Here is a 16228-nt window from a genome sequence, read left to right as displayed (position 1 = left end):
GGAAATGATCCGCTCTGTCGTTTTCTCGATCGTCCTCTGCGCTGCCATGGCCCGGGCCGGGGTAAAATCCGGCCACGCCGAGGCCGAGCTGCTCAGCGCCTCCGATGGCTACAGCGCCGGCCAGCCCGTCCAGCTCGCCCTGAAGCTGAAGCTCGATCGCGGCTGGCACAGCTACTGGCTCAATCCCGGCGATTCCGGCGCGCCGGTCTCGATCGACTGGACGCTTCCCGACGGCTGGGTGGCCGGTCCGCTCCTCTACCCGGTGCCGCAACGCTTTTCCACCGCCGGCATGGTCGGCTACGGCTACGATGACGAGGTCATCATGCCCGTCTTCCTCACCCCCGCCGAAGATGCCAGCGGGGAGGTCAAAGTCAGGGCCGCGATCGACTGGCTGACCTGCGATCCAAGCGCCTGCGTGCCCGGCGAGGCGGAGCTGACGCTCGACTTGAAGGACGGCGTGGGCGATCCGACCCCCGAGGCGAAGGACATCGAAAAAGCCTACCGCACCGTGCCCCAGCCGGTCGATGGCGCCACGCTCCAGGTCGAGCCCGGAGAAAAGACGCTGACGCTCACGATCACGCTGCCGGACGACGTCGATGGCGAGGGCGCGGAACTCATCGCCGCCACCCCCAACGTGTTGGCCACGCAGGAGCGCGTGATCCTCGGCCCCTCGGAGGAAGGCAGCTGGAAAGCCATCGTGCCGAAGAACGAGTATGCGAAGAAAACCATCGACGAGCTGGAGGTCCTGCTCACCGGCGGCAAGCTCGAGGCTCCGCTGATGCTTTCGTGGATCATGGAAAACTGACGATTCACGTGGACAGCCCGCCGCTTCTCGGCAGGGTCTAGGCTGAATCTTCAAACTCCGATCCCGATATGAAACTGAAAGCATCCTTGGCCGTCCTTGCCGCCGCCGCGCTGTCGGCGGGCTCCGCCTTCGCCCTCGAGCCCGGCGATCAAGCCCCGGGTTTCACCCTGACCAGCGTCGATGGGAAAAAGGTCTCCCTCAGCGACTATGAGGGGAAAACCGTGGTCCTCGAATGGGTCAACTTCGGCTGCCCCTTCGTGCAGAAGCATTACCAGAGCGGCAACATGCCGGAGCTGCAGGAAAAATACCGGGACCAGGGCGTGGTGTGGCTCTCGATCGAGTCCGGCCAGGAGGGCGCCGATAATTTTCCTTCGGCGGAAAAGCTGGCGGAGCAGGCCGGCGAAGCGAAGAACCGGGCCAACGCCATCCTGCGCGATCCGGGCGGCGAAGTCGGCAAGAACTACGGCGCCAAGACCACGCCGCACATGTTCGTCATCACCAAGGAAGGCAAGATCGCCTACGAGGGCGGCATCGACGACAAGCCGGACACCAAGCAGGAAAGCATCGAAAGCGCGACCAACTATGTGTCCGCCGCGCTCGACAGCCTGATGGCCGGCAAGGAGGTCGAGACCAAGAAGGCGGCTCCATACGGCTGCGGTGTGAAATACTAAGCCTGCCGTAGATTCATTTCGAAAGCTCCGGGAGATCCCCGGAGTTTTTTTGCGGAGAGCCTTCAGTCCTCCAGCGGCACGATCCGGACTTTTCCCTGGGGGGCTTGAAGCTGGGACGAAAGCGTCGGGGCCGTGGAGGCGGGCGGAGTTTCCCCGCCGCCCTGGCCGAGCGCATCCCGCAGGGCACCTTCGACCAGCTGGCCGCAGTGGATCTTCATCGGTGGCAGCGGGCCGAGATCGCCGGTCAGCTCGTCGGCGGAAAGCCGGGCCGCCTCCTCGGGCGTCTTGCCCTTGAGCAGCTCGGTCGCCATCGAGGCCACGGCCACCGCGGTCTGGCAGCCGAAGGACTGGAACGAGGCCCGGTCGATCACGCGGTGACCGTCTTTTTCCGTGAACTTCAGCCACATCCGGAGCATGTCGCCGCAGTCCGGCGAGCCCACCGTGCCCACCGAATCGGCGTCCGACATCTCGCCCTGGTTCTGCGGACTGGACAGGGCTTCGCGCACCTTTTCCTCGAAATCACTCATCGCCGGCGAGCATCGGCGCGGCGCGGCATCGAAGCAAGCCGGAGCTTGCCAAGCACCTAACCGGAGCGGAGGCTGGGAGCCACGGAAACGATGCATTTTCTCGGAATCGAGATCGGTCACACGATGACCCGGGCGATGGCGCTCGACTTGGAAAGCGCAGGCACGGCGGCCCTCGCCTCGGTGGGCCATCCGGAGACGGAAGGGCTGCCTGAGGGCTTCGCCGAAGTCGATCCGGGGGTATGGCTGGGCTCGGTCGACCAGGCCGTGCGCGAGGTTCTCGAAAAGCTCGGCGACGCCCGCGGTTCGGTGGTGGCGATCGGCGTCACGGCGGCCGATGGCGGCATGGTGGTGCTCGACGGTGGCGACCACGTGATCCGGCCCGCCAAGCTCGGCAGCGACCAGTCCGCCCGGCGGCAGGCGGAAATGATCGGCCGCGAGTTCGGCGGCATGCCGGGGGTGATCGAGCTCATCGGCAACGCGCCGGATGCGGGCTCGATGGCGGCCCAGCTCCTGTGGCTGCGCGACCACGAACCGCGGCATTTCCAGAAGGCGGCGCGGGTGCTTACGCCGCAGGATTTCATCGGCTACTGGCTCACCGGCGAGGACGGCAGCTCCGCCTCGTCGGCCGCGACCACCGGATTGTTTTCCGTGCCCGGGCGCTCGTGGTGCCGCGAGATGGCGGAGTGGATCGACCCCGCGGTCGGGAAAATGCTGCCCGTCGGCCTTGCGGCGACCTCGCCCCGCGGCAAGCTGCGCAGCGCCTTGTCCGCGGCGTGGGGGCTCGACGAAGGCGTGCTGGTCGCGCCGGGTCTCGGGGCGCGGGCAGCGGCCTTGTTCGCCAGCGGTGCCGCCCGGCCCGGCGAGGTGGTGGCGGACCTTTCGGCCGATGGTGCCCTCGCAGCCGTCAGTGAGGATCCGCTGGTCGATTTCCTCGGCGAGGGCGTGGTCGGCTGCGATGTGTCCGGCCGTGGTTTCACCCGCATGGCGCTGCGCAACATCGTGGCCGCCCCGGAGCTGGTGCGACGCCACTACGGCTGGTCGAAGTCGGAGTTTGAAACGAAGATCGCCAATGCTCCCGCGGGAGCCGAAGGGTTGATGTTCCTGCCGTATCTCCGCGGCGAGGAAGTGCCGCGCCTGCCCGAGGCGCAGGGCGCGATCCAGGGCATCACGCTCAACAATTTCACCCCCGGCAACCTGGCGCGGGCCGCCACGGAAGGCGTGGCGCTGAGCTTCGCCTATGCCATGAGCCGGCTGCGCGACATCGGGCTGGAGCCCGTGGAGCTGCGGCTGGTGCACGATCCCGGCCCGACCGGTGGCGCCCTGCTGGCCGATGCCTGCGGCCTCCCGACCCTGACCGTGAAAGGCGTGGGCGGCGCGCTGCTGGGGTCCGCGATGCAGGCTGCCGCGGTGTATTTCCACGATCAGGGCGAGGAGCTGGGCTTCGACGAGATCGCCGGCTACGTGGTCACTGCCAACGAGGAGTCGCGCATCCAGCCGGACCCCGGGCGGCAGGAATTCTACGCCGACCTGCTGGCCCGCCAGCAGTACTTGGTCGAAACCCTGCACGCCGGCGGTTTCCTCTGACCATGGGCGATCGCTCGGAAATCCGCGAGAGCCGCAAGGCGACCGTGCTGGGCACCGCCGCCGGCTGGCTGATGCGGGTGTGGTGCTCCACGTTGCGGTATGAAATCGAGGACCGCGCGGGCTTCGTCGCGGCCGAAAAGCCGGTCATCTACGCACTCTGGCACAACCGCATTTTCACCGTGCCGGATGCCTGGGACCGGCTGGTGCGCGGACGGCGCAGGACGGTGGTGCTGACCAGTGCCAGCCACGATGGAGCCATGCTCGCCCGCGCCGTCGGCGTGTTCGGGCTCGGCTCGGTGCGTGGCTCCAGCTCGCGCCGCGGGGTGGCGGCCCTGGTCGCGCTGAGGAAGGCGATGCGCGAGGGCTCCGACTGCTGCGTCACGCCTGATGGCCCGCGGGGCCCAAGATATGTCGTGCAGCCCGGCACCGTGAAACTCGCGGAAACCACCGGCGCGCCGATCATTCCGATCCACGTGACCTTCGCCTCGGCCTGGCGGCTGAAATCGTGGGACCGCTTCGTGGTGCCGAAGCCGTTCAGCCGCGTGCGGGTCATTTTCGATGCGGCGCTTGCCGTGCCGGCCGGGCTTTCCGATGATGATTTCGAAAGGTGTCGGAAGCAGCTCGAAGACCTGCTCCGCGCCGGAACCGACGATTTTTTCCCTGAAGAAGCATGAGCAAGATCATCGATGGCAAAGCCGTGGCAGCAGCGGTGCTGGAAGAGTGCCGCAAAGAAGTCGAGGAACTCAAAAGCCGTGGCGTGACGCCCGGCCTGGCCGTGGTGCTGGTCGGCTCGGACCCGGCCTCGAAAGTCTACGTGGGTTCGAAAGCCCGCACCTGCGCCGAGCTGGGGATTCACTCGGAAAAAATCGAGATGCCCGCGGAGACGACTCAGGAGGAGCTGCTTGCCGTGGTCGCCAGGCTCAACGCCGATCCGGCGATTCACGGCATCCTCGTCCAGAGCCCGCCGCCGCCGCACATCGACGAGGCCGCGGTGGTGCGGGCGATCGATCCCGCCAAGGACGTCGATGGTTTCCACCCCGAAAACGTCGCCAAGCTGGCGCTCGAGGATCAGACCGGATTCGTGCCCTGCACGCCGGCTGGCTGCATGCGCTTGCTGAAGGAAGCGGGCGTGGAAACCAAGGGCGCCAACGCGGTGGTGATCGGTCGCAGCATGATCGTCGGCAAGCCGATGGCGCTGCTGCTGATGGCCAAAGGCTCGGACGCCACCGTGACCGTCGCCCACTCGCGCAGCAAGGACCTGCCGGGCATCTGCCGCCAGGCGGACATCGTCGTGGCCGCCGTGGGGCGCCCGGAAATGGTCAAGGCCGACTGGGTCAAGGACGGGGCGGTGGTGATCGACGTCGGCATCAACCGCGTTGAGGACGCCTCGAAGAAAAGCGGCTACCGACTCACCGGCGACGTGGACTACGAAGAAGTCGCGCCGAAGTGCGCCGCCATCACGCCGGTCCCCGGCGGCGTGGGCCCGATGACCATCGCGATGCTGATGAAAAACACGCTCATTTCCGCGCGGCGGACTTTGTGAGAAGATCGCCCTGGTCGTTGCTTTGTAAGGGGGGGATGCTCGAAAAATGACCCGGGTCGGGAGGGAAGGAGCGACCGCCGTCCTTTGCGGGCTTCATCGTGCAGCTCCACCTCTCCCGCGATCCGAGCGGCTCGGCAAGTCTTGAATTTTACGAGTTCAAGCCGCTTCTGGAGCATGATCCGGCATGCGATATGCCGGTGCCAGAAGATGGCGATGTGCTGCCGCGCCGATCATGCCACCGAGGATCGGACCCACGACGTAAACGAGCCACCAGCCCTGTCCATTGAAGGTGAAGGGCAGGGATTTCCACCCGGCCAGCGATGAGAACAGGCGGGGAGCAAGATCCCTCGCCGGGTTGAAGCCCGCCTGGGTGAGGGGAGCCAGCAACGAAATCAGGATCGTCACCGTGAGTCCGATGCCGGTGGCGGTAAGGACAGGCGAACGGCTTCGGTTTCGCTCGTCGGTGAGTCCGCAGATGGCAAGCAGCAGCACCGCCGTGCCGATGCATTCCACCAGAAAAGCCCGCCATAGCGGCAGCGATTCACGCGTGACCTGATCCAGAGCTTTGCCACCCGGATTCGGGAAATACTCGCCGTAGATCATCGCCGAGGCCTCGCTCCCCGGAGCGCCGCGAACGATTCCGTGGGTCGTCTCGAAGGTCTGGAGGGCGGAGCCGAACAGAACATGCAGCACTGCTGCGGCCGCGAAAGCTCCCAGTAATTGCGCCAAGAGGTAGCCGGGCACCCGCCTCCGTTCGAAGTTCGCGAAGGCAGCCATCGCCAAGGTTACGGCGGGATTCAGATGAGCCCCGGAAAGGGAGGCCGTGAGATGGATCGCCAGAGCGATTGCGATGCCCCAGACGATCGCAACCTGGAAGATTCCAATCTGCGCACCGGTCAGCACAGCCGCGGCGACGCTGCCGCAGCCGAAAAAGACAAGCAGAAAGGTCCCGGTGAATTCGCCGACGAGCCAAGGTGGGATTTTCATGGATGGGCACGGATGGAGAACATGTCTCGCAGAGGTTCGTCATGCCGTGTGCGCCGCCATTTTTTCACGCCGGTGCAATCCCCAGCGGCCGATGTCCGAACCGACCGGAAACTTCCTCGCGAAGAAACACCCGCTCTCCGCAATCTGTGCCGCCACTTGACCACTCACTTTTTCATAAGTGAGTGGGTTCGAATCGGCCTCGTTTCGGTTCGTCCACGTCACCCGTCGATTCGCCAGCGATTGAAGGGGTGGCCGGCCCGCCGCAGCCATGATGGTGGCAAAGTAGGCTTCTTCAGGCGCGCGTACGTGCTCGAAGGCGTCGGTGCGGTCATGGGAAAGGATGAATTCCGCATCGCTGCGGTTCAGCAACATCCAGGGCTCCTGGAAGTGCGCGATCTCCTTGCGGATGCCAGCGATGTTCTCCAGCCGCTGGGCTCTGAGGATCTCCCACTTGCGGACCTCCGTCCAAGGCTTGACGCTCATCCGCGAACGAGAATCGAGGGTGAGCGAGTGCGCCAGTTCGCCGTAGGGCCGCACGGGTACACAGGTGTCGGACAAGAGCATGAAATGGGTGAAATCGTCCGCCTCGCAGGCCGCACGGAGCAGAGCGAGCGTCGCCCGAACCAGCGAGATGTTGCTCCACGCCGTATCGGCCCGTTCGTCAATCTGATGTCGAAGCAGCCATGAATCTTTCTCCAGCTCTTCCTCGTCTGGGCGATGGGCGAAGACCCCAACACCTTCTGATTCCTCCACATACTCCTGCCAGATGCCGGGATGCGCCAGCTCTTCGGTCGTGAGAAACAGCAAGGCCACCTTGGCTTCGACTGGTTCCTGCTCCTCTTCAGGAGACAGTGTCGGGGAAGGAAACTCGATCACCTCAGGTCTGTCCTCGTCCGCCTCCGTGGTCTCTTCCGGCTTCACTTCGCGTTGCACACCACAGCAGGAGCCGATCGGGAAATACACCAGTTCGCTGTTCGGGTTCCCCCAGGTGACGTATTCGATGTCCAAGGTCAGCAACTGCGATTTTGAAAAGGTCGGAACGAAGGTCAGCATGCCCTGTTGGGCCAGCCGGGGGTAGGCGGCCAAGGTCATGAAATACTCGTCGAAGCCGTAGCTTGGCCAGCGGTTGCCGGCGATCGCCAGCGGCCCGCAGGCGGGGTAGATCGCCATGGGATCGAGCAGCCCTTTCGTCGCATGCCACGTGAAGGCGTCGAGAAGCTGGCGGGCATCCAACTGCCCACCCTGAACTCCGAACTGGCATCCCATGAAGGGGAGATAACTGATGCGCCGGTCGTCGGTGAGATCGATCGGCACCGGCACTCGCCAAGCACCCAGTCCCGCCTGCTCCATGGTTTTCGAACGCAGAAGATCGCTCTCCAGCTCATTCAGCCGATCGATGTCCGTCACCGTCACCCGCTTCCCCGATTCGGAAAAGGGAAGAAAACGCCAGAGGCCGGCCGGGGCGAAGTGGATGGAGGAACTCTTCATCACATGAACCTCGTTGCCAACCTCCGCCAACTCCTCGGCCAGAAACTCCATGTCCCTGGCCAGGTAGACGCGCACCACGGCGTCCGGAAACTTCGCCATCAATTCCGGAGCCAGCTCCAGCAGGGGTTTCACGTAGTGGTCCCAGGGACAGTAGCGTTTGGCGAATCCGAGTTCCTGCGCGTTCTGCAGAATCTCACGGGTCGGCGTGGGAAGTTCCGGGTCACCCTCGCGCACGTTTTTCCAGAACAGCGACACACTCACGATGTCCGGCTTGTCCGGCTGGGCGTTCAGAACCCGCTCGGTGCCATACCAGGTTTCGAGCTCCGCCCGTTCATCGGGCGTCACTTGCGCTTCGAAGTCGTCCACCATTTCTTCAGTGAACACGGGGAATACATCCGTCCAGCCCATGGGATATTTTAGATGGTAGATAATGGATTTTAGATGGAGGATCCGAGAAGGGAGCACAGGCTTCCCGCCTGTGAACTTAGACCGTCTTGGCATCCCCAACAGGCTCCGTCAGCCGGCCAACTCCGTCACCCGATGCGTCGGCCTCGGCTCTCCCGGTTGAAAGGCGGCGCGATGCTTGAAGGTGACCTTTACCTGACTCTGCTCCGCCAATGCCGCATCCACGATGGCTTCCAAATCCCCCGCATCTCCCTCCGCCCGGAGATTGACGAGAAACCGCACCTCCCCGCGGTCGACCCCTGGCTCCTCGATGATTTCCGAAACTTCGCCCGACATCACCCGATGAAAGCGCCAGCGCCGGCCATCAGATTCGATGCTCATCTTGAAGTGGCCGATCTTCGCGCCCGTTTCATCAAGCTGAGAGGCGATACGATCGCCAAGATTCCCAAGCCAACTACCCCAATCGACATCCGCGGCTTGTGCCACGCAGCTTCCCTCCGAATTCACCCATCCCAGCATCGCTTCGCCGATGGCGTAGCGCTCATAGTCCACTTTCATCAGTCGCTCGGGCTTGGCGGCATGCCCCATCAAGGCCTCGAACCATGCCTCAAGCCCCTCACCGGTCTTCGCCGAGACGATGAAGATCCGTTTGTCAGGATATTCCGTGGCGAGGCGCTGCTTGAGATCACTGAGTTCCTCCGTTGAAATGAGGTCGATCTTGTTCACCACCAGCCACTCCGCCTCCTCAACCTGCTTGCGGAAAACATAGCCGACGTCGCGATGGAAATCCCTGGCCTGCCGCCGCCCGCCCAGAGCTGCCAGAGCCCGTCGGGCATCAAGGACCACCGAGAGAGGAGAGAGGCTGAAAGGTAGCTGATAAACTGTCTCCAAGGGCAGCACGACCGTGGCCATCAGGTCGGTGCAGCTTCCCACCGGTTCTGCGACAATAACGTCGGGCCGGGCTTCGGCATCGAGCTTTTTCACCGCGCAGACCAGATCATCGAGCCGACAGCAAAAACATCCGCCGGTAATCTCTTCGACTCCCGCTGTGCCGGAGTTGCGAGCGGAGTCCGTGTCCATCAGCCCGTCGCCTTGGTCGTTGGTGACGAGAGCGGTCCGAAGGCCTCGCTGTTCAAGCCATTGACTGAGCTTGCCAATCAACGTGGTTTTCCCAGCTCCGAGAAAGCCGCCAACCACGACAAAGCGCTTGGAAACGCCATCAAGAAACAAGTTTTCGTCCATGTGTAAAAATCCTTGCCCTCCCCCGCTTCCTTGTGTCAAACACCAAATGTCAATTGAAGTAGTTTATTGGCTCAGCAAATCCCTAAATCATAATTCCATGAATCCAACCAATCAAACTCTTGGAACCACCCGTCGTTCGTTCATTAAGAAAAGTGTCGTGACAGCCGTCGGGGTGTCGAGCATGACTATCTTTTCCGGCTTGGTAAATGCGCAGACTATGTCCTCATCTCCTTCCTATACATGTAAGGTCGCGACGGGTACCTTTTGTGGGTCGAACCCTGTCGGTTCTTGGCCTCGCTCCTGTGTGGGGACGAAATATGATGCGAATGGTAAAAATATTGGAGTCTGTTTCGCGACATGCCATAAAGATGGCACGAAAACCTGCTAATGGATTTCTTGGATAACAGGTTCGGTTTCTTATGCGAATGAATAAAAAGTATCCGCTCGCTATCTTAATCTTGGCTGGGTCTGTCTCGGTGGTGCTGCTTATCAAAAAAGGAGACCAAGAAGAACAAAGGCATCAAGGTCAATTACTTGGGGGCGGTCGTGACAATGAGGAGCCATTCGAGAAATTGTCACATGGGAGTAGTGGCCAAATTCCGCGCCAATCAGGAGGTGGCGTGCGAGAAGTTAATGATATTGAGGCGTTGAGGAAAAGCTTGGCTTCGCTGCTCTCTTCAGAAGAAGCGTTTGACGATCGTGCCGAGAAGGCAGCTCCGATTATAAAAGAACTGGCAAAGCTCTTGCCTGCGAGCGAAGTAATTGATTTGATCTCGGGGCATTTAGGAGACGGAGGTGAGCGAGATCTTCTGTTGCCTTTGATATTCGCTGAGTCAACGGAAACAGAGGAAAAGCTGATTAGTGTGGTAAGTGGTTTAACCCCAGATTCCGCTTCTGTTGCTGTAATAGGATTGATTCCTAGGATCCTCGACAAGGAAAGAAGTAGTGAGTTGATGGGGCAGTTGTTGAGCGAAAATCCTGAACAGAAAATTCTCGATACGTTGACCCATTCCTTGCGTGTCGAACTAAGTAATGCGTCAGCAAATGCTGACAGATTACATGAGTTCGCTAAACTTTTTGAGGGCATGGAGGGGGATGCGAAGATGAAGTTTTTCGAAAGCCTTTCAGAGGCGGCCTCCAAAGCATCACCTAAGGAATTCTGGTCTCTTCTCGACAATAAAAGTGGATCGGAGAACTATGATCCGGAGTGGGTTGAACAGGCGAGGATAAAGATTTCGATCCAGCTCCGGTTGAATGACCCGAGAGATGCCGCGAAATTCCTAATTGGCAATGATGCACCAGATCGCGAGATAGCTCATGCGATAGCTGCTTGGGAAGCCATGAGCCCGCAAACTTTCCAGAATTGGCTAGCAGACAATCCCGTCGATTCGATTGAAGGGAAAGCGGGTATCATCGCGGGCATGGCGATTCGTGCTGTCGATTCCGGAGACTTAAAGGCAGCAAAAGATTATATGGGCGAAATTGACGCTCCAGATCTGAGAGACGAGCTAAATGGACGGCTTTGGAAATTGGAGCAGACGCTAGTCCAAAAGGAAGTCAGCCGTGATCCTGAGGCGACAGTTTCGGATCTCGCTTCCGGAAGATCTTCTTTTGAAGGGTTTTGGCTTGAAGAAGCAATGGGTAGTTGGGTTGCTATGGATTTTGTTTCGGCCACCGAGTGGTACGAAAAGAAATGGGACTCTCTTCCACCAGAAAAGGCTCAGTTCGTTGCAGCGGCATTTGCGAAACAATCCGCTGAACAGGGAGATTTGGAAACGGCGCGCCAGTGGGCGGAATTCATTCAGGATCCGAAGACGAAGGAGCGAATCGACGTAGAGATTGCGAACGCGGCTGGGCAGTAAACCATGCATCGGGAGCTTGAAGTAGGAACGGTGACGTCTTTGATGTCTGGGTTACACGGATCTGCTGACACAGTTCACACGACGGTGTCCATGGTTTGATCGCCACGAGATGTGTATCAATACCGAACAGATGGGTGATCTCGAACTGGCGGAGTGTTGTGTTTCTGAAGCCTCGGAGGTATCTGTGAAAGTCTGGAGTCCGACGTCCTGCTGCTTGCCAGATTGTAATGGATGTTTGATGTCATGAGCAATTATGTGAATGATTTCGATGAGGGCATGCCCAGGAAGATTTGGCAGACATGGAAGCATTCGCGGATCCCGTCGGCATTAATGCGTTGCGCGAAGAGTTTCGGACTTTTGAATCCAGGTTGGACTGTGGATCTTGCGACGGATGCCGAAATTACGTCGTTGATTGACTCGGAGTTTCCCGAACTCAAAGAGCTCATCGAGCGGTTTCCTGGCGGAGTTTACGTTGCGGACATCTGGCGGTGTCTGGTGCTTTACCGTTTCGGAGGGGTCTATGCCGACCTGGATGTCGAATGCATCCAGCCACTTGATGATCTCCTGGCTGCGATCGATGCCGCCGGACTGAATGGAAACGATGCCGAAGTCTTTCTTCCCCGGGATCATCCGGTCCACGAGGAAGGCCACTATGGCGGGCGGGAAATGTACATGAATTTCTTCATGATCGCCAAGCCGGGTGCGAGGTTTTTCAAGGCTTACATCGATCGTTTGGTGCGGATTGCCTCGGAGAGGGAGGGGCCGATTTCGGGCGGGGTGATCAATCTTACCGGACCGGGAGCCTTCGCCGAGTTGGTGGAAGAGGCTGGCTCGCCGGCGGCGCTCGGGCTGTCCATTCTTCCCTGGGAATGGCTCTCGCCTCTCCCGAACATGAGCGCGTCGTGGGGGCGCGAGACTCTGCGGGAGTATGATGAACTCATCCGCCGGGGAGACTGGGCTTGGGAACTGAATCCCTTCGTGGCGCACTACTGGTGGCACAATTACCATGACCCACGGAGCACGATCTCGATGTATGGTTCCATGCTCTTCCAAAGCGATGGGCGCATTGTGAACCGGCGGTTGGACAAGATCCTTCCGGAAGATGACCCAGGGAGCGATTTTCTCGGCCGGACCTTGGCCGAGTATGCGGAGCTGGAAGAGGGCTCGTTTGTGGAGTCCTCTCTTCAGGAGAGTCAGACGCTGCTCTGCAGGCTCGCAGATGAAGCTTTCGAGGGATTGGAGCGGATCCGCCTGAGCGAGCTTCCCGAAGAGGGTGGACGCATCGGTCTTCTGGAGATCGGCGATGACGATGGGAAGTCGCTGCGAAGGTTTGAAGTAGCCTTGGAGAAGCAGCTTTTCGCTCCAAAGGGGCTGGTATGCCTGGCAGGCGAAGGGGGGGCGACGAATGAAGCCCGGGAGAAGTTGCTAAAGCTGGCGCTCGCAAACGGATTCGAGCTGCTGGAGGATCAGGGTGGCATCTTGCTGCAGGCTCCCGACCCGAACGACCGGGTGTTGATCCCCAAGGTGATTCACCAAACCTGGAAGGATCACTCGATCCCGGAGGACTTCCGGAAGGAGTGGATCGATTCGTGGATGGAGAAGAACGGTCCGAACGGATGGGAATACCGCTTCTGGACCGACGAGGATCTTCTGGCTTTGGTGGAGGAGGAATTTCCTGAATTTATCGATTGCTACCTCGATTACGATCAGCCCATCAAACGGGTGGACGCCGCACGTTATCTCATTCTCAAGCGGCATGGCGGCCTCTACGTGGACCTCGATTTCGTGTGCCTCAAGCCTTTCGACGATCTGTTGAAGCGGCAGAGCCTGATGTTCGGTTCCGAATATGATTCGCCTGAGCGCCATCAAGACAGCGTGTGCAATGCCCTGATGGCGAGCATAGCGGAGCACCCTTTCTGGACGGGAATCGAGGCGGATCTGATGGCGTCCGCCAGAGACGGGGTTCTGGCCGCCACCGGACCCCGTTTTCTGGGTCAGCGTCTCCGCAACAGCACCTGGTTTCTTGAGAAGAAGGACTGGCCGACGGTGGTTCGGAAGGAGGTGTTCTATCCCTTTCGGTGGAACGAAGAGGAGCGGGAGGCAGCACGGGAGGCAAGCGTGGAGGAGTTGGCCGCCCGCTATCCGGATTCCCATGCGGTGACCTTGTGGAACGGGACCTGGTTGAAGACGGAGGGAGGGGGAGCATTCCAGAATCCCGGCGGTGCGATGCGGGTAGGCACAAGGGGGGACTCTCCTTTCACAGAGTCGGGGGCGGGCACGAACGGGCATTCGGCACCGAAACATTTCCAAGAGGCCGGAGGTGGTCACTACGATGCCCGCTATTTCCGGGAGGTCGTGGACTCAACGACCGCGAGGGAGGTCCTGCTGCAGCTTTCGGGCGAGTTCGTAAGCATGTGTGAAGCCTCCGGAGTGCAGCCGATTCTGATGCATGGCGGGTTGCTCGGGTGGTTCTGGTCCGGCAAGCCCTTCCCGTGGGATGACGATCTGGATTTCTGTCTCCTCCATGAGGATCTGAAGCGCCTCGACGCGCGGACTGTCCGGGAGTCGGGCTACGATGAATTGAACTATCTTTTCGAGATCAATCCCAACCACCTCAACCGGACGAGTGCGAACGGGCATTGGAAGGAGAACCGCGAGCAGAACAAGATCGACGCCCGCTTCATCCACCGGGACACCGGGTTGTTCATCGACATCACGGCGCTTGCGTCAGAGGAAGGTCTGCTGGTGACGAAATGCCCCCATCGGTATCGCAAGAAGAATCTGTTGCCTCTGTCGGAAGCCGACTTCTGCGGCACCAAGGTCCATGTGCCGGCGAACCCGCAGGCGGTGCTAGAGCAGGAGTATGGTTGGAAGGCCCTGACTGAGCCGGTGTTTCGTGACTGGATCTTCGATTGTTTCCTGAAGGACTGGATAAAGAACGAACCGCAGGCCGCTCCCAAGCCATGGGACGGCATGGAGTCCGGTCCGCTTCTTCATGTCCGGCCGGATGCGAGGGCTTTCCGGAGGGAAAGAAAACGTCTGGGACCCATGCAGGCCATTTACAACGAGGAGGTGGATGCCGAGGTGGCCGAGCTGTCTGAATACGAAGGGGATCTTCGTTCGTGGCTGGCGATGGCCTGCGAGTCGGTGGAGGAGGCCTGGTGGATCGATCTGAATCCTGCCATTCGAATGGGGAACTTTGGAGCGGATCTGTTTTTGGATCGTAGCTATGATCGGGCGGATCTGGTGGTCTGCGGTTCGTTCTTCATGCGCCTTACGGAAGAGATGTTCGCCTGGGCGCGCGGGCGGGGTCTCGATGGCTGGCAGCCGGAGATGCTGGTGAAAGTTCCGAAGCTGGAAGGACCGGCCACCTTGTGGCGGGCGGAGTTCGGACGGCGGTTTCTGGCTGTCTGGAGTGAAACTCCCGGAGAGATCCGACCCGAGCTGCTGGTGAAAGCACTGGTGGAAGAGGGGGCGGCGGCGGTTGCTGAAACGACGGCGGGGAGAATGGGATGGCGGGTGAGGTAAAGAGTCATTGCTTATTATGATCCCGAAACGAATCATTTGCACCCACCAGTCGGAGCACGCGTTGGAGCCGAAGCTCCGCTTTTGCACGAACAAGATGCGGGAGCTGCATCCGGAGTGGGAGTGGCGGTTTTTCTCGGATGCCGACTGCGATGACTTCGTCTCCCGCGAGATGCCGGAATACGAGGAGTTGTATCATGCGTATCGCCGCCCGGTCATGAGGGCGGATTGCTTCAGGCTGCTTGCCGTCTACCACTTGGGTGGCTTTTATCTCGATACCGACTTTCTGCCGGCCTATCCGCTGGATCCACTTTGCGTTCATCGCGCGGTTTTTCCGTGGGAACAGACGATCAGTGCGAAGCGGTTCGAGAAGCGATTTCCGGATTGGCTGCGCACGGTTGAGAAGCCCCGAATCATGGGGAACTACGCATTCGGTGCCGAGGCGGGGCATCCGTTTGTGAAGGCGTTGATCGAGGAGCTGATTGTGCGGACCGAGACCTTCGAGGCGGAGGATTGCTCTGACCACGACGTGATGTTTTCCACCGGGCCGGATGCCGTGACTTCGGTTTACTACCGGGACCGGGAGAAGTGGGAGGATGTGGTGACGCTCGGTTCGGTCCGCTCGGGCCTGGGACGCTTCGGCGACCACCACGTCACCGGAAGCTGGTGGCAGGAGGGAAGGGGGGCGTTGCCATGATCCTGCGTCTTGAAGGCTGGGACGATCGGAGAAGCGTGCGCTGACAACGGCGCTTGAATTGCTTCTCCGTCAATCCGGCGTCGGGGTGTCGGTGAGGATTTCGCTGACGATGGTGCGGGCGTCGCTGCCGAACAGGAGCGCTTACTCAGAGCCCGCCGCCGCACATTGACGAGGCCGCGGTGGTGCGGGCGATCGATCCCGCCAAGGATGTCGATGGATTCCACCCCGAAAACGTCGCCAAGCTGGCGCTCGAAGATGAGACCGGCTTCGTGCCCTGCACCCCCGCCGGCTGCATGCGCTTGCTGAAGGAAGCGGGCGTGGAAACCAAGGGCGCCAACGCGGTGGTGATCGGCCGCAGCATGATCGTCGGCAAGCCGATGGCGCTGCTGCTGATGGCCAAGGGTTCGGACGCCACCGTGACCGTCGCCCACTCGCGCAGCAAGGACCTGCCGGGCATTTGCCGCCAGGCGGACATCGTCGTGGCGGCGGTGGGCCGGCCGGAAATGGTCAAGGCCGACTGGGTCAAGGACGGGGCGGTGGTGATCGACGTCGGCATCAACCGCGTTGAGGACGCCTCGAAGAAAAGCGGCTACCGGCTCACCGGCGACGTGGCCTACGCTGAGGTCGCGCCGAAGTGCGCCGCCATCACGCCGGTGCCGGGCGGCGTGGGCCCGATGACCATCGCGATGCTGATGAAAAACACGCTCATTTCCGCGCGGCGGACCGCTTGAGCGACGAAAAAAGCCGGCCCGCAGGGAAGCGGACGTAAGCCCCCGAGCGACCGCCGTTGGATTGGGGTGGACGCTGAGGGTCGGATGGATCAGGCGACGCGCTTGAGGTCGCGGGCGGCGGGATGCTTGGCGCGGTTTTCGGCAGCCCAGACTTCCGGCAA

At 61.0% G+C, this 16228-nt stretch carries 12 protein-coding genes and 1 pseudogene; 9 read left to right on the top strand and 4 right to left on the bottom strand.

Annotation, left to right across the window (positions count from 1 at the left end; all coding sequences use genetic code 11):
• The first annotated feature begins 4 nt into the window (after window positions 1–4).
• Both ABXH26_RS15170 and ABXH26_RS15165 read left to right on the top strand, forming a co-directional pair.
• Window positions 5–805 carry a protein-disulfide reductase DsbD domain-containing protein gene (locus ABXH26_RS15170; RefSeq protein ID WP_353567938.1) on the top strand — a complete coding sequence of 267 codons (801 nt, stop codon included), beginning with the start codon at window positions 5–7 and terminating at the stop codon, window positions 803–805.
• 68 nt (window positions 806–873) lie between these two features.
• A complete protein-coding gene (locus ABXH26_RS15165; RefSeq protein WP_353567937.1) occupies window positions 874–1476 on the top strand; it encodes a thioredoxin family protein in 603 nt (200 codons plus the stop codon).
• A gap of 62 nt (window positions 1477–1538) precedes the next feature.
• Here ABXH26_RS15165 and ABXH26_RS15160 read toward each other — a convergent pair whose 3' ends face one another.
• Entirely contained in the window at window positions 1539–2003 is a 465-nt protein-coding gene (locus ABXH26_RS15160; RefSeq protein WP_353567936.1) for an iron-sulfur cluster assembly scaffold protein, read from the bottom strand.
• 90 nt (window positions 2004–2093) lie between these two features.
• On the opposite strand from ABXH26_RS15160, the gene ABXH26_RS15155 reads away from it, so the two are divergent.
• The 3 genes from ABXH26_RS15155 to folD are packed head-to-tail and all read left to right on the top strand — an operon-like array spanning window position 2094 to window position 5130.
• Window positions 2094–3587: a xylulokinase gene (locus ABXH26_RS15155; protein ID WP_353567935.1), complete on the top strand. Its 1494-nt coding sequence runs from the start codon at window positions 2094–2096 to the stop codon at window positions 3585–3587.
• 2 nt (window positions 3588–3589) lie between these two features.
• Complete coding sequence (locus ABXH26_RS15150) at window positions 3590–4261, top strand: lysophospholipid acyltransferase family protein (RefSeq protein ID WP_353567934.1); 672 nt, start codon at window positions 3590–3592, stop codon at window positions 4259–4261.
• Window positions 4258–5130 carry a bifunctional methylenetetrahydrofolate dehydrogenase/methenyltetrahydrofolate cyclohydrolase FolD gene (gene folD / locus ABXH26_RS15145; RefSeq protein ID WP_353567933.1) on the top strand — a complete coding sequence of 291 codons (873 nt, stop codon included), beginning with the start codon at window positions 4258–4260 and terminating at the stop codon, window positions 5128–5130. Before ABXH26_RS15150 ends, folD begins: the two co-directional genes overlap by 4 nt.
• 156 nt (window positions 5131–5286) lie before the next feature.
• Here the strand turns inward: folD and ABXH26_RS15140 are convergent, their stop codons facing one another.
• From ABXH26_RS15140 to ABXH26_RS15130, 3 genes are all read right to left on the bottom strand, one after another.
• Entirely contained in the window at window positions 5287–6117 is an 831-nt protein-coding gene (locus ABXH26_RS15140) for an MIP/aquaporin family protein (protein ID WP_353567932.1), read from the bottom strand.
• Between the two features lie 39 nt (window positions 6118–6156).
• Entirely contained in the window at window positions 6157–8013 is a 1857-nt protein-coding gene (locus ABXH26_RS15135; RefSeq protein WP_353567931.1) for a beta-1,6-N-acetylglucosaminyltransferase, read from the bottom strand.
• A 108-nt stretch (window positions 8014–8121) separates the two neighbouring features.
• Complete coding sequence (locus ABXH26_RS15130; RefSeq protein ID WP_353567930.1) at window positions 8122–9252, bottom strand: GTP-binding protein; 1131 nt, start codon at window positions 9250–9252, stop codon at window positions 8122–8124.
• 425 nt (window positions 9253–9677) lie between these two features.
• Here ABXH26_RS15130 and ABXH26_RS15125 point away from each other — a divergent pair, with 425 nt between their 5' ends.
• The 4 genes and pseudogenes from ABXH26_RS15125 to ABXH26_RS15110 all read left to right on the top strand — a co-directional run.
• On the top strand, window positions 9678–11114 hold the full coding sequence (locus ABXH26_RS15125) for a hypothetical protein (RefSeq protein ID WP_353567929.1): 1437 nt from the start codon (window positions 9678–9680) through the stop codon (window positions 11112–11114).
• Window positions 11115–11345: 231 nt separating this feature from the next.
• A complete protein-coding gene (locus tag ABXH26_RS15120) occupies window positions 11346–14642 on the top strand; it encodes a glycosyltransferase (RefSeq protein ID WP_353567928.1) in 3297 nt (1098 codons plus the stop codon).
• Window positions 14643–14658: 16 nt separating this feature from the next.
• Window positions 14659–15336 (top strand): glycosyltransferase family 32 protein, encoded by a 678-nt coding sequence (locus ABXH26_RS15115; protein WP_353567927.1) that lies wholly within the window; start codon window positions 14659–14661, stop codon window positions 15334–15336.
• A 134-nt stretch (window positions 15337–15470) separates the two neighbouring features.
• Window positions 15471–16067: pseudogene (locus ABXH26_RS15110) on the top strand (bifunctional 5,10-methylenetetrahydrofolate dehydrogenase/5,10-methenyltetrahydrofolate cyclohydrolase); the annotation flags it as partial.
• Window positions 16068–16228: the final 161 nt, after the last annotated feature.

Source organism: Haloferula sargassicola (assembly GCF_040362925.1).
GTDB lineage: Bacteria > Verrucomicrobiota > Verrucomicrobiia > Verrucomicrobiales > Akkermansiaceae > Haloferula > Haloferula sargassicola.
The sequence above is the reverse complement of the archived record's forward strand: the minus strand, read 5'-3'. Positions and strand labels throughout refer to the sequence as shown.

Bases quoted from the DNA above. Each gene is read 5' to 3' on its own strand.
- ABXH26_RS15140 (WP_353567932.1), bottom strand. From the start codon at position 6,117: ATGAAAATCCCACCTTGGCTCGTCGGCGAATTCACCGGGACCTTTCTG.
- ABXH26_RS15170 (WP_353567938.1), top strand. From the start codon at position 5: ATGATCCGCTCTGTCGTTTTCTCGATCGTCCTCTGCGCTGCCATGGCC.
- ABXH26_RS15150 (WP_353567934.1), top strand. From the start codon at position 3,590: ATGGGCGATCGCTCGGAAATCCGCGAGAGCCGCAAGGCGACCGTGCTG.
- ABXH26_RS15125 (WP_353567929.1), top strand. From the start codon at position 9,678: ATGAATAAAAAGTATCCGCTCGCTATCTTAATCTTGGCTGGGTCTGTC.
- folD (WP_353567933.1), top strand. From the start codon at position 4,258: ATGAGCAAGATCATCGATGGCAAAGCCGTGGCAGCAGCGGTGCTGGAA.
- ABXH26_RS15130 (WP_353567930.1), bottom strand. From the start codon at position 9,252: ATGGACGAAAACTTGTTTCTTGATGGCGTTTCCAAGCGCTTTGTCGTG.
- ABXH26_RS15115 (WP_353567927.1), top strand. From the start codon at position 14,659: ATGATCCCGAAACGAATCATTTGCACCCACCAGTCGGAGCACGCGTTG.
- ABXH26_RS15120 (WP_353567928.1), top strand. From the start codon at position 11,346: ATGTTTGATGTCATGAGCAATTATGTGAATGATTTCGATGAGGGCATG.
- ABXH26_RS15160 (WP_353567936.1), bottom strand. From the start codon at position 2,003: ATGAGTGATTTCGAGGAAAAGGTGCGCGAAGCCCTGTCCAGTCCGCAG.
- ABXH26_RS15155 (WP_353567935.1), top strand. From the start codon at position 2,094: ATGCATTTTCTCGGAATCGAGATCGGTCACACGATGACCCGGGCGATG.
- ABXH26_RS15165 (WP_353567937.1), top strand. From the start codon at position 874: ATGAAACTGAAAGCATCCTTGGCCGTCCTTGCCGCCGCCGCGCTGTCG.
- ABXH26_RS15135 (WP_353567931.1), bottom strand. From the start codon at position 8,013: ATGGGCTGGACGGATGTATTCCCCGTGTTCACTGAAGAAATGGTGGAC.